The organism is Leptospira stimsonii, from assembly GCF_003545885.1.
In the GTDB taxonomy this organism is placed as follows: domain Bacteria; phylum Spirochaetota; class Leptospiria; order Leptospirales; family Leptospiraceae; genus Leptospira; species Leptospira stimsonii.
Genome location: NZ_QHCT01000001.1, coordinates 1,023,037 through 1,035,415, shown reverse-complemented (window position 1 = coordinate 1,035,415; position 12,379 = coordinate 1,023,037). Strand labels below are relative to the sequence as shown.

The 12,379-nt window shown below is 41.6% G+C and carries 11 protein-coding genes; 6 read left to right on the top strand and 5 right to left on the bottom strand.

The window, feature by feature from the left end:
• The 3 genes from DLM75_RS05050 to DLM75_RS05040 form a co-directional block, all read right to left on the bottom strand.
• On the bottom strand, positions 1-507 hold the full coding sequence (locus tag DLM75_RS05050; RefSeq protein WP_118967379.1) for an LIC10604 family protein: 507 nt from the start codon (positions 505-507) through the stop codon (positions 1-3).
• A 57-nt stretch (positions 508-564) separates the two neighbouring features.
• Positions 565-1,041, bottom strand: a complete 477-nt coding sequence (locus tag DLM75_RS05045; protein ID WP_118967378.1) for a MarR family winged helix-turn-helix transcriptional regulator — start codon at positions 1,039-1,041, stop codon at positions 565-567.
• Positions 1,042-1,938: 897 nt separating this feature from the next.
• Complete coding sequence (locus tag DLM75_RS05040) at positions 1,939-4,278, bottom strand: sulfatase (protein ID WP_241547829.1); 2,340 nt, start codon at positions 4,276-4,278, stop codon at positions 1,939-1,941.
• Positions 4,279-4,404: 126 nt separating this feature from the next.
• On the opposite strand from DLM75_RS05040, the gene DLM75_RS05035 reads away from it, so the two are divergent.
• The 3 genes from DLM75_RS05035 to DLM75_RS05025 all read left to right on the top strand — a co-directional run bounded on the left by DLM75_RS05035 (position 4,405) and on the right by DLM75_RS05025 (position 6,268).
• Positions 4,405-5,280, top strand: coding sequence for an alpha/beta hydrolase (locus tag DLM75_RS05035; protein ID WP_241547859.1), 876 nt, complete (start codon positions 4,405-4,407; stop codon positions 5,278-5,280).
• 117 nt (positions 5,281-5,397) lie between these two features.
• Positions 5,398-5,850, top strand: coding sequence for an FAS1-like dehydratase domain-containing protein (locus DLM75_RS05030; RefSeq protein WP_118967996.1), 453 nt, complete (start codon positions 5,398-5,400; stop codon positions 5,848-5,850).
• A 1-nt stretch (position 5,851) separates the two neighbouring features.
• On the top strand, positions 5,852-6,268 hold the full coding sequence (locus DLM75_RS05025; RefSeq protein ID WP_118967376.1) for a MaoC family dehydratase: 417 nt from the start codon (positions 5,852-5,854) through the stop codon (positions 6,266-6,268).
• On the opposite strand, the gene DLM75_RS05020 is transcribed toward DLM75_RS05025, so the two are convergent.
• Complete coding sequence (locus DLM75_RS05020) at positions 6,265-8,364, bottom strand: SpoIIE family protein phosphatase (RefSeq protein WP_118967375.1); 2,100 nt, start codon at positions 8,362-8,364, stop codon at positions 6,265-6,267. The two genes, DLM75_RS05025 and DLM75_RS05020, sit on opposite strands and share 4 nt — an antisense overlap.
• A gap of 157 nt (positions 8,365-8,521) precedes the next feature.
• On the opposite strand from DLM75_RS05020, the gene rssA reads away from it, so the two are divergent.
• From rssA to DLM75_RS05005, 3 genes are all read left to right on the top strand, one after another.
• Positions 8,522-9,409, top strand: coding sequence for a patatin-like phospholipase RssA (gene rssA, locus DLM75_RS05015; protein WP_118967374.1), 888 nt, complete (start codon positions 8,522-8,524; stop codon positions 9,407-9,409).
• A gap of 438 nt (positions 9,410-9,847) precedes the next feature.
• Positions 9,848-10,639 carry a tetratricopeptide repeat protein gene (locus DLM75_RS05010; RefSeq protein WP_118967373.1) on the top strand — a complete coding sequence of 264 codons (792 nt, stop codon included), beginning with the start codon at positions 9,848-9,850 and terminating at the stop codon, positions 10,637-10,639.
• A gap of 8 nt (positions 10,640-10,647) precedes the next feature.
• Positions 10,648-11,262, top strand: a complete 615-nt coding sequence (locus tag DLM75_RS05005) for a DUF2062 domain-containing protein (RefSeq protein ID WP_118967995.1) — start codon at positions 10,648-10,650, stop codon at positions 11,260-11,262.
• On the opposite strand, the gene DLM75_RS05000 is transcribed toward DLM75_RS05005, so the two are convergent.
• A complete protein-coding gene (locus DLM75_RS05000) occupies positions 11,259-12,314 on the bottom strand; it encodes a 2-dehydropantoate 2-reductase (protein WP_118967372.1) in 1,056 nt (351 codons plus the stop codon). The two genes, DLM75_RS05005 and DLM75_RS05000, sit on opposite strands and share 4 nt — an antisense overlap.
• Between the last annotated feature and the right edge of the window lie 65 nt (positions 12,315-12,379).

Sequence of the window (12,379 nt, the reverse complement as noted above, 5' to 3'; positions counted from 1 at the left end):
TTAATTCTCTCCTCTCTGAATTTCTTTTTCCATAAATTCCAAATACGTTCGAATGGTCGCTGTATGTCCGAAAACATATTTGGAAAAGAATCGAAAGACCGGCGAAAAAACCTTTCCGTTTTCTGTGATCTTGAGTCTGGTTCCGTTCGGAAGGGAACTTAATTCGAAAGTCCAGGAACCTCCGAACGGCTTATCTTCATCTAGAATCTTAGATTCTACGAGTTCGTTTTTGTGATCTTGAACGAAAGAATAGGTCATAATGTCGTTATGAGAATCTGTTTCTTTCCAAGACGAGGAGGAAATTTCTTCAATTTTTTTTAGATTCGGTCTCCAAGAAGGATATTCTTTAAAATTCCGAATGAGAGAATAAATTCGGTCCGGTGTCGTTTTAAACACTCGTTCTAGAGAAGAGGAATGTTCGATCGGAAGGTTAGCTCCTATTCCGTAGATACCTCCCGCCAAGAGAACTACAAAAACGAATACGTAAATAAGAATCGTATAAACCATAGATCTTCACTCCTGAATATTCTTTTACTTGCATATTATTTTCTATCATATGCTGTTTCATTTCTTTTTGGACCAGGATCGAGAAAGACTTTTATTCTTCATTTCTAGCTCTGCGGCAAAAGCGAGCAAACCCAAACCTTTTACAGCGGCTTCTTGTTCTTCCTTACTCAATCTTTTAAGTAAATTTCTGACCAGATTCGGATCCAGAACGGACTTTTTACTCTTAATCCTTTCTCCCTTTTTTGTTAAACGAATGAGCGTCCCTCTTCCGTCTTTCGGATTTTTCTCTTTTACGATATAACCCATAACTTCCAGACGGGAGACCGTGATCGACATCGTAGAAGGAGTCACTCCCATATGGAGTGCCAAATCGAATAGACTAACTGGGTCGTCACCATCCAAGTGATCCAAAATGCTCGCCTGGTTTGCAGTCAAAATCTGCTTTGTCTTCGGATCCTCAACGTGTCTTGTATGACAGGCGAAAAAAATCCTCGGATAGAATTCCAAAACCTGACTTACAAAATCCGAAGGCATAAATCCAGAGTAGAAACATTTACTTTGATTAGTCAAATCAAATTATTAAAAATAGGAATCAATTTTACTTCCCCCTTTCGCAAATATCTTTAAAAAGCAGAAAAAAAGGGTATTGTCCAGATAGCTTTAAGCAACGATCGAGTTTGCGCAGATGAATTACCTTTGAGGCCTTTCGGTTTATGAGCAGACTTTCTGCGATTCGATTCTGATAGGAGTTCCTACATTTAGAATTTTGGTAAGAATATCCAAAATGAAAGGTTTAGGACGATCGGCGCGTTCGTCGTAAGTCGTTGCAGTTCCTACAAATTATGTTTCTTTGAGACCTTTCGGTTTATGAGCAGACTTTCTGCGATTCGATTCCGATAGGAGTTCCTACATTTAGAATTTTGGTAAGAATATCCAAAATGAAAAGTTTAGGACGATCAGTGCGTTCGTTGTAAGTCGTTGCAGTTCCTACAAATTATGTTTCTTTAAGACCTTTCGGTTTACGAAGCAGACCTTTTGCAATTCGATTCTGATAGGAGTTCCTACATTTAGAATTTTGGTAAGAATATCCAAAATGAAAGGTTTAGGACGATCAGTGCGTTCGTTGTAAGTTGTTGCAGTTCCTACAAATTATGTTTCTTTAAGACCTTTCGATTTACGAGCAGACCTACTGCAATTCGATTCTGATAGGAGCTCCTACGCAAAGAAGATCTTTCAAAAAATCCGGGCAATTCCGCAGGAAGTTCCAAGTCGAATGAGAAATCCCATGAGTGAAAAACGAGCTTCCTATATCAATTTGAACATTCAACCTGATTCAAGGATTGCATGCAAAATAATATAAATAAAATTTAATATTGTACTCTATCAGTTCAACTTTTTCAGAGTGCCAGGTTAAAAAGGTTTTCATACCTTTTATTGGTGAATATAACCCCAGCTTTCCAAAATCTTTCGAACTTCCTCACCCATGGCCGCCTCTTCCGCAGATTCGCGTCCACCCGAAAACCCGGTATGATAATACAGAAACGGAATTTCGGAAGAAAAATAACGATAGGGAATTCTTCCTAAGGAAACGTTATCAGGCTCCATCGCGAGAATCGAATCTGCAACGCTGGATCGAATTCCCCATCGCCCCACTCTATAATCCTCTTTCTTACCGTCCCTTAAGATCTGAAGTCGAAAGATAGGAGAAACATCTACGGTTTTGATCGAAAGAGTTTGCTCGAAACGATTCGATTCTTTCGGAAGAAAAAGATTTAAATTTTTCGAATCTTCACTGATAACTTTCGAGTCTGCGGTAAAATCCGCACGGTAGATTCCAGCCTTTGAGAAAAAACGAATCTCACGTTCACAATCTTTTTCACATCTGGGAAGTCGAAGTGTAAACACATTCTTATCGAGTTGGTTTTCTTTTAGTATTTTTCGAGCGTCGATTAACAATTCCAAATTCGTTTCAGCGATATTTGTGAGTTCTTTCGGATCATTTTTTAGATCATACAACTCTTCCGGCATTTTATGCGGAATACCTTCTCTGGTCCTTCGAACGGTATCGTAACCGGGATATCTTCGCAAATATTTAAATTTCGGTGTCTGAATGGATTCTGAGTATCTCCCTTCCGTATAAATGACCGGCTCGAAATCGGGTCCTTCTTTTCCGAAAATCCGATTTGAGTAATCGTTTCCTTTCAACTTTTCCGCTTCATAATCGATTCCATTTAGACTCAGCAATGTCGGCAGTAAAGATAGGAGAGAGACCTGTTCCGCAAAATCTCTTTTTTGAATTTGATTTTGAAAATCCTTCGGCGGATGAATGATCCAAGGAACTCGAATTTCCTTTTCGTAATGGGTTTCTCCGTGCGCGTAGACGGTTTCCGTGATGAAATGATGATGATAATAATGCGACTTCTCTAACATCTCTCCGTGATCGCTCGTAACGACGATCCAGGTGTTTTCAAATAATCCCTGTTTTTTGAGTTCTTCGAAAATTCTTCCTAGGAGAAAATCCGTATAACGGACCTCTCCCAAATATTTCTGTTGGTATTCATCCAAACTTTTCCACAAGGAAGGATCGGATTTCTCCTTCAATTCTTGTAAGAATCTGGTCGGAGGGCGATACCCCCAGTGAGGAGTGTTTAGGTTCAAATGCAAAAAGAACAAATCGTCTCTATGTTCCCGAAAAAAAGTCTCCGTCCTGGAAACGAGTTCTTCCGTATCCAAGGTATCTTTTCCCACTTGTTGAATCTTGTGAAAACCTAAATCGACTCCGACAGAAGTGTAATCCATTAGAAAAACGTTATTCATTATACTTTCGGTAAAGTAGCCCTGTCCTCGAAAAGCGTTTGGAAGGGTGAGCGGCTTTTTTGAATAAAATATCTTTCGCTGTTGACTTGAAGTGTAAAACCAGGCGTTGCCCAAACCTAAGTTAGACGCCACTTCGGAAGTAAAAAAGGAAAGCATGGAGGGTTTCGTCCAATTTCCGTTTGCGATCGTGTTTCTAAAGACGATCGAGTCTTTGGAGAAGGAATCCAAAACGGGAGTCGTTGGAAACAGCGATCCGCCGGAGGACAACGCATCCTGCCGGAGCGCGTCGATCACGATTAAGATCACATTTTTTCGTTTCGTTTTCTCCTTTTTCAAAATCACGGGAGAGCCTAAAAAAAGAGCCGATCCGTTCCCTGAATTCCAGCGGATTCTAAAATGCGAATGTCCGTTTAAATTTATTTCGTTCAACGGAAGTGAAAACTTTTTCCATTCTTCTTTTTGATTCTTAAATGTGTGGGAATAAATTTCCTTTTCACTGGAAAAGATTTTCAATTCTCCATTATCGGATTCCCCAAAACCTTGCGAAAGGATAGTAGCATAAAATTCGAAAAGAAGTCCGTTTTGACCTGAGGATTCTTTGATCGTTAAGGAACATTCTTCTCCGGACGGAATAAATAAGGAATCTTGAGATTCGTTAATAAAAAGTGTCTCATCGACATACAGTGTTAGCTGAACATTCTTCCATCGGTCTCTGGGATCGAGTCCGGAATAACGTCCGGGATTCTTTTTCCAATGGGAACGAAATTTTTCTATCTCCTTATTTGTGTCTCCGGAACAGACAAATTCGGAACTTTTCAGAAGTCTGGTAAGATCCTCTTTTACAACATTCTTTTCGGTTTCCTCGATTCGGTTACAATGAAGCAGAAGAAACAACATAAGAATCAAGTGATTCAAGAATCCGCTTCTATCAACGAACGTTCGGTATGAGAACATGAATCCAGAAAAATCGCTTCCACCTTATCGACAACTGAAAAGAACCCCCTTGAAACCGAGAATTTTTAACAAATGAAATTTTTTTCTCTTTGCAAAGGATCGTTTCCGTTTAAAACACGTTTCGCTATGTCATGGAGTAATTCTTACAATCTACAGGATGATACTTTCGCAGGAAGCGGAGGGTCAAAAATTTTTTACCGCACCTATCAACCCAAGGAAGGGAGAAAGGGAAATCGGGTTCTCGTCGTTCAGCACGGAATCGGAGAACACAGCGGTCGTTATGAATTTTTAGTAGAGGCTCTGGCCGGAACCGGAACCGCCCTTTACTTAATCGATTCGCGAGGACACGGAAGATCCGAAGGAAAAAGAGGCGCCATCGATTCTTTCTCGGACTTTCTTACCGACTTGGACAAACTCATCTCGATCGCAAAGGAAAAAGAGAAGGTTCCTAAGGTGACTCTTTTGGGTCATTCTATGGGAGCCGCGATCGTTACCCTTTATGCGGAAGAAGGAACCAATCAAGGAAATCTCAACGCATTGATCGTCTCTGCTCTTCCCATTCGAGCAAAGATGGATTTCAGCCTAATGATCAAAAAGGGAATCGCACCTTTCATTTCCGAAATCTTGCCGAATCTCACTTTGCCAACGGGTTTAGATGTGAACGCGTTGAGCCGCGACAAAGCCGTGGTGGAAGCCTATAAAAAAGATCCGCTGGTTCACGGAATGGCTTCGAGTTATCTGGGGAACATGCTTCTCAACTCGGAAGCCCCGATTCTCGGAAACGCAGGAAAAATCAAAATCCCGATTTACATCTTTCACGGAAAAGAAGATGCAATCGCGATTTACACCGGAAGCGAGGCTTTCTTTGAAGTGGTAGGTTCTTCCGATAAGACTTTGAAAATTTACGACGGTCTTTATCACGAAACGATGAACGAACGTTTAGAGGATAGAACCAAGGTTCTTTCCGATCTCAAAAAATGGTTTGATGCACATTCCAGCTAACAGACAGAACGTTTGTTCTGTTTTTTCCTAAAAAAATCATCGACCGGATTCTTCTTTTCTGGTAACATTGAATCCGGTCGAAAGCCCTTTTTTAAAAACAATTCTCAGGAACTTTATATGTCAGTAAAAGGAATATCCAAAGACCTGATCGGAACCAAGCTGGATCGCTACGAATTCGACGTAGAGAAAGGAAAGATCCGCGAGTTCTGTCAGGCGATCGGGGAAACCAACCCGATCCATCTCGATTTAGAAGCCGCTAAGAAAGCGGGATACGAAGACATCCCTGCTCCTCCTACCTTTGCAACCGTGATTCAGTTCTGGGGTTATCCAAAGATTTGGCAAGATATGGAAAACATGGGAGTGGATACGTCTCGGGTTCTTCACCTCAAAGAAAAATATACGTATCTCAAACCCATTCTTCCCGGAAGAATCTCTTCTCAAGGTGAATGTATAAACGTTACTGTCGGAAAGATGGATACGATGACTTTCAAAACTACGATTCGAAACGCGAAAGGCGAATCTCTTGTAGAAGCGGAAATGTCGATTTTCATCAGAAAACCGGAGGCTTGATATGAGTAAGATTGATTTTGATAAAATTGAAGTCGGATACGAACTTCCTCCTCTCAAAACGGACGTGATCACACACGCGAATCTCGTACGGTATGCGGGAGCATCCGGAGATTTTAATCCGATTCACAATGATCCCGACTTCGCGCGCAAGACCGGCTTGGACGGAACCATCGCACACGGTATGTATGTGATGGCCCAACTCGGAAGACTCTGTACTTCTTGGGCGGATCAGAAACAAATCCGCGAATTCGGAGTTACATTTAAGAATATGACCAAACCCGGTCAAAAGCTTACTTGTACCGGAAAGGTAAAAAGAAAGAAGGAAGAAAACGGCGAAAAGTTGATTACGGTTTCGTTAGAAGCGGCCGACGATTCCGGGGAAGTAAAATGCTCCGGTGAACTCGTGGTTGTCGCTTAACCTTTTTTCGTTGGATACGATTCCACGGCTATGACGGTGATATCGTCGTAACGTGGATTGTCTCCTCTCGTCAATTCCTCGATTTTTATGATCTCTTGAATCAAAGTATTCAGACTATTCTCTCTTCCTTCGTGAAGACATTTCGTAATCAATTCCATATTGTATTGTTTGGTATTTAAGGAATCCTTCATACGATTTTCGATAAGTCCGTCGGAGAACAACAAAAGACGCGATCCGGTCGGAAACGGAATCGTCTTCGAAGCGATTTCGAGCGATTCAAACAAACCCAGGATCGGACCGGTCTTATGAATCAAAGATGGAAACTCGTTCGGCATCTGTAAGATTTGATCCGGATGACCCGCAGACGCGTAAGTGAATTCTTCTTTTTCAATGTCGATATCGCCGATCAAACATGGGAAAATACTTTCCAAAGAATCGAATTTTTTCAAAAAGCGAAAGTTCAATTCTTTCAGAATCTGGGCCGGATTCTCCAGATTCTTAAGTTCTTCGTATTCCGTCTTTAAGGCCATCGTCATCAAAGAGGCCTGGACGCCGTGTCCTACTGCGTCCGCGATCATCACTCGAATTCTTCCGGGAAGAATTTCGGAAACGTCTAAAAAGTCGCCGCCCACTTTTTCCAGAGGCATGTACTCGTAGAAAAATCGAATTCCCGAAATCGTTCGATCCAGAGGCGTTAGAATCTTCCTTTGAACGTTTTGCGCGATCTCCAATTCTCGATTGATCTGGATGATGTTGTCGTTGAGAACTCTGGTTCGATCTTCGATCTTTTGAACGAGTTGTTCCTTCATTTCGAACAATTCTAAGTTCGAAGTTCTTAGGTTGAGAGCCAATTCCCTTGTTTCCGCAAACTTGCGAGATCGCTCAGACGCCAACAAAAGCGACTGAAGAAAAACGAAAAACACCAAGGCGTAGTGCGAAGTTTGAATACTTCCGGTTTTCAAAACACGGGCGTAAAAAAGATCCACTAACACGGCGATAAACAATATTCCAGAACCGTAAAGGATATAAGTATAATTTCTTTCTTTCTCGAAATCGATCTTTAGAATCGTATAAAAAAGATAGAATATGATGATTAGAATAAAGTAATGATAGATAGAAATATTCTGATTGTTGAATTGCATATCCCCGAATAAAGTCACGATCGAAAAAATGATCGAGAAGATCACTCCCGCGTTGATGAACTTTCGGTTGACGTAAGGCGCGAAAACCGAACTGAAAAACAAAAGGAAAAACGGAACACTTACGGATAACGTCAAGTGATTGATCTTATTGATCCAGGACCAGGGAACTTCCGGAAAGAAGAGCATAATGATTTTTGAATTGATTAGGGAAGTTCTGAGGCAAATCACCAAACTATACATTCCGAAATACAACGGAGATACGCTACTTCTTAGATAAAGATACTGGAAGATATGATAGATCCCCATGATCAGAAGACTACTGAACGAAAAGATATCGAAGAAAAGCGTGATCGCCCTCGAAACGCTCGCAGAATCGGCCGGGCCGATCGACACGGGAAGAAGAATTCCGGGGATCGTCGAGGTAAAGTTGGAGATAAAAATTTCGATCTGAGCTTCGCCGTTGTTAGCGGCAAATAAAAAATCCCTCGGTTCGATTCTTGGAACCGTAGTTTCCGCGGTCAATCCCGGCGTACCACCCTCACCGATGACCTCCCCGTTTATCTTAACGCGATAGGCAGACGACACACTTCCTAGAGAAACGGAAAGTATCTTGTGTTTCCAGACTTCGGGAAGAAACACTCTGAGTCGATAGGTGGCATAGCCGAATTTAGGAAACGCTTGATGATTTTTACTTTCATTCGTCCAGGAACCGGGAACGCTGATGTATCCTTTGGAGAGATTTTCGATGTGATCGTCCGGTTCTTGAAGCCAATTGAATTCCCATTCTCCATTCAGTTTGGTCATTCCGAAATTCGGATCTTGGATTCCTCTCAAATCGATCTTACCTTGATAGGCCTTAAGTCCGTCTCCGGCCTGCCAAGGAGAGGAAATCATTACCAGGATGATCAAAGCGAACGGACCAATTAGGAAAAAAAATATTTTTGAAAATTGCATCTCGAATTTAGATCCGTTCCGAATTAAAGTTGAAATTCAATTGATGGTCGTCAATTGCATATAACAACTGACGGAATATTAAAGGTAAAAAATTTCCATATGACTGGATCTTTTTCGTTTTTTCAAAGAATCTTAAATAAAAAAAGAGGGAAACCCATTGAAAAAGGATAAAAAAAGAATCGTCGGCCTGGCCCTGGGAAGCGGTTCGGCACGGGGATGGTCGCATATCGGCGTTATACGAGTCTTGGAATCCTACGGTTGGAAACCGGATATCATCTGCGGGACTTCCATCGGATCCATCGTAGGAGCCTTCTACGCCGCGGGAAAGCTGGATCGACTGGAAGAATGGGTCCAAACCTTGGAATGGAAAGATATTTTAGGATTTATGGACATTTCTTTCGGAGGTGGTTTGATTAGCGGAAAGAAACTCTTCGACTTTTTTGAAAAAGAATTCAAAGATCTCAACTTTGAGCACTTAGAAAAAAAATTCGGAGCCGTTGCTACGGACATAGACAACGGAGCCGAGATTTGGCTACGAGATGGTTCTGTTCCACAAGCGGTTCGCGCTTCCATTTCCCTCCCCGGAATTTTTTCCCCCGTAAAAAGAGAAGAACGTTGGTTAGTCGACGGAGGACTTGTAAACCCCGTACCTGTTTCTCTTTGTAAGGCGATGGGCGCGGAATTCGTAATCGCAGTCGATCTCAATCAAGATCTTCTGGATCGGAAGGATTCTCCGGAGGAAGGGATTGAAAAGGAAAACAATCGAAAATCTTTCATGTCCCGTTTCTGGGGAAAGGATTTGGATGAGAATCTCCAAAAGGAAAAGGATGAAAAGCCGGGAATGATCGAAGTGATGTCGAAGAGCATCAACGTTATGCAGATTAGAATCACACGAAGCAGAATGGCAGGAGATCCTCCGGATCTAATCATCGCACCGAGACTCAGAAACATAGGTCTTATGGAATTCCATCGGGCGAAAGAATGTATCGAAGAGGGAAAAAAATCCGCGGAATTGGTCGCAAGTTTTTTAGAAAGTCAGCTCTGATTTCGTTTTAAAATCGGAATGATCGAAGATTCTTTGAAAAAAGATGTTTTGCTCTTCTTTCCGGATTGCGTTTATCGAACGTTATTGGATCCTTTCTGGGAAGGCGAAAGAAAGATCGAAATTTTTTGCAAAGTTTAAAAAGAAGGTCCGTGCTTGTTTTCCCTTTTTTCCAGGCAGGAATTGATTTGAAAACAACGCGATCCAAATAAGAATCTTTGTGGGAGTTCCGACAAAGGGATACTTTGTATTTGCAAAATAATGATTTTATGATAGAGAAAAGTCACCCGGTGCTTTCCACCCCCCACCCCACCACCCAAAACAGGGTGGGGCGCGCCACTTTCACGGAGAACTTTGTCGTTGTTACGACGGATTTTCCGTAAGATTCAAATGATTCACCGGTAAGGATACGGTTCCTGAGGAAAGGGTTTTATTACACATATGAAAAAAATAATTTCAAACTTTAGAATTTTCCTACATTTTTCGTTTATTACAACTTTATTATTCTTCTTGTTTTCGAACTGCAATAAAAAGGATTCGATTTCGATTTTAGAAATTCGAGACCTCACCGAAAAAGACAATCTCGTCGAAGCGCTTCAAAAGGCAGAAGAAACCTTAAAACAAAAAGGGGACACCGCGGAGCTTCTCTACGTTCGAGGTTGGATTCGTTATCTCCAAAAAAATCAGGACGGCGCGCAGAAAGATTTTATCAAGTGTCTTTCCTTGGATCCGAAATCCTTGGATTGCAAACGCGGGTTAGGACTCGTCTTCGAATCCAATAAAGAATACAAAGAGGCAGAAAAAACCTTTCAAGAAGCGCTCTTGATCGCAAAGGAAAAGGGACCCGATCACGAAGCGATTCTTCATGAGAATTTAGGAAGTCTTTATCTTAGACAAAATCTGAGGAAACAAAGTCTGAGCGAATTTCAAAACTCAATTTCCCTTTCCGATAAAGGAGACGCGTATTACGGATTTAGTCTTTGTCTTATCATGGAAGGAAATTCGGAAGGCGCGATCGCCTCCTTGGAAAAAGGAGTTACCAAAGCTTTCCGAGGCAAGGCTCTGAAATCGGAATCCCACTTTTTGTTATCTAAATTTTATTTTGAAAAGAGAAAAGATCCAGTCAAAGCTGAAGAAGAAATCAAAAAGGCGATCGAGATTTTTCCCCTCCATAAAGAATATCTGAACGCTTTACAAACTTATACAAAGGAAAGAATCAAAGCTGATCTTTGATTTCGATCATGATAAAAGCAGTTTATAGACTCATACACCAACAGATCATCCTTCCCTTTCAACAATCACACGCGCCGGTAAAGGAAGTCTGCTTAGGAACCTCGATCGGACTTTTTTGGTCTCTCACTCCTCTGATCGGAATTCAAATGTATCTTGGACTAATCACTTGGATTCTTCTTAGAATCGTAGGAATCCGTTTTTATATGCCGATCGCAATCGCTATGATTTGGATTACGAATCCGGTCACGCTTCCATTTTTCTATTACGTCTTCTATGTCACAGGCGCTTTCGCCTACAACATTCTCGGTTGGAATATAGCTTTTATGAGTTTTGATCGTATCTTAGAAGTGATCAATCATTCCAGTTCGATGGAATTATACGAAGGTTTAAAATACTGGAGTTCATTTTTGATAAACGACATGGGCGCGCCGATGTTCCTGGGAGGGTTTTTAATAGGAATTCCTTCCGCATTTGCGGGATATCCGATCACAAAATCGTTGCTAAACGGATTTCGCGAAAAACAGGCGGCAAAAGAAGGACTTAGTCTTAAAGAATGGGAAGAAAAATATGTCCGTAAAGAAGCGGTAAGAAATAAATCAATTTGGAATATTCTAAAAAGCTAATCCAATGTAATTTTCATTTTTTGCGCGAGTTCTTCCGCACTCAAGTTCAGAATCTTCGGATTTGTCTCCGCATCCTTAATCAATCGGACTACCTCACGATTGAGAGGTGCAGGATGTCCCATCACGTCGGCCAATTTGATCACTTCTCCATTGAGAGAATCGATCTCGGTCGGTCGTTTTTTCACCAAATCCTCCCACATAGAAGAACGCGCCTCCGGATCAATCTTCACCATTCCGGAAGCGATTCTAAAAAAAAGAAAATCGGGAAGAGTTAATATGAAGGGCGCCAAACCAGGAATCATCTTTCCGGAACGCACCGGTTGAATTTCAGCAAGTCTCAGGATTTCCAGAGATTCCTTCATGAGCTTCGAGAGAATCTTACGATATCCCGGTTTTGAAATTTCGGTTTTTAGGGTGAGCCCTGAAAGCGCATTCAAAGAATTATTTAAGTTAAAGATGAGTTTTCCCCAGAGAACGCCGACGATATTTTTATGCGTGTTAGCCGAAAGGCCGGCTCGATTTAAAACGGACACAATGACACGACCGGAACGAGAATTTTCGACCACAAGATTACCGCTCGTTCCTTTATGAAAGTGGCCGTTTCCCTTGGAAACGACGTTAAAGGGAACCATTCCCGCCAACACTTCCACCGGAAGATTTTTTAAACCTTCTTTCAAAACCTCTGCGTTTCTCACTCCGTTTTGAAAGCTGATTACGATGGGAAGCGCATTCGAAAGAGAATGTTTCTTTTGTCTCTTCTCAAGGATCCCGCCGAGTTCTTGTGCTATATCCTTTGTGTCCTTGGACTTGACCGTAACCAAGAAAACATCGGCATCCGCAACACCTTGTAGAGAAGTCGTAAACGGAATCGAACCGGGAGGAAGAAGGATCTCATTGCCTGAAAAATCTGTGATCTTTGCTCCAAAAGTTTTCAATTCATTCTGAATTCTTTCGCGACCGTAAAGAGTCACTGAATTGCCTGCGGCCAGCAATTTACAACCGAGGTAAGTACCGATGCTTCCGGAACCTAAAATTGCGAACGAAGGTTTCATAGGGAATGGTATTGAATCGAAACTAGGATTTTTATTCTACAACTATTGATGGTTAGTCGGTAAAA

What these genes read in the sequence shown, in the direction of transcription:
- DLM75_RS05040 (WP_241547829.1), bottom strand. Translation starts at nt 4,278, where the DNA reads ATGTTCTCATACCGAACGTTCGTTGATAGAAGCGGATTCTTGAATCAC.
- DLM75_RS05000 (WP_118967372.1), bottom strand. Translation starts at nt 12,314, where the DNA reads ATGAAACCTTCGTTCGCAATTTTAGGTTCCGGAAGCATCGGTACTTAC.
- DLM75_RS05025 (WP_118967376.1), top strand. Translation starts at nt 5,852, where the DNA reads ATGAGTAAGATTGATTTTGATAAAATTGAAGTCGGATACGAACTTCCT.
- DLM75_RS05030 (WP_118967996.1), top strand. Translation starts at nt 5,398, where the DNA reads ATGTCAGTAAAAGGAATATCCAAAGACCTGATCGGAACCAAGCTGGAT.
- DLM75_RS05020 (WP_118967375.1), bottom strand. Translation starts at nt 8,364, where the DNA reads ATGCAATTTTCAAAAATATTTTTTTTCCTAATTGGTCCGTTCGCTTTG.
- DLM75_RS05045 (WP_118967378.1), bottom strand. Translation starts at nt 1,041, where the DNA reads ATGCCTTCGGATTTTGTAAGTCAGGTTTTGGAATTCTATCCGAGGATT.
- DLM75_RS05035 (WP_241547859.1), top strand. Translation starts at nt 4,405, where the DNA reads ATGTCATGGAGTAATTCTTACAATCTACAGGATGATACTTTCGCAGGA.
- DLM75_RS05010 (WP_118967373.1), top strand. Translation starts at nt 9,848, where the DNA reads ATGAAAAAAATAATTTCAAACTTTAGAATTTTCCTACATTTTTCGTTT.
- DLM75_RS05050 (WP_118967379.1), bottom strand. Translation starts at nt 507, where the DNA reads ATGGTTTATACGATTCTTATTTACGTATTCGTTTTTGTAGTTCTCTTG.
- DLM75_RS05005 (WP_118967995.1), top strand. Translation starts at nt 10,648, where the DNA reads ATGATAAAAGCAGTTTATAGACTCATACACCAACAGATCATCCTTCCC.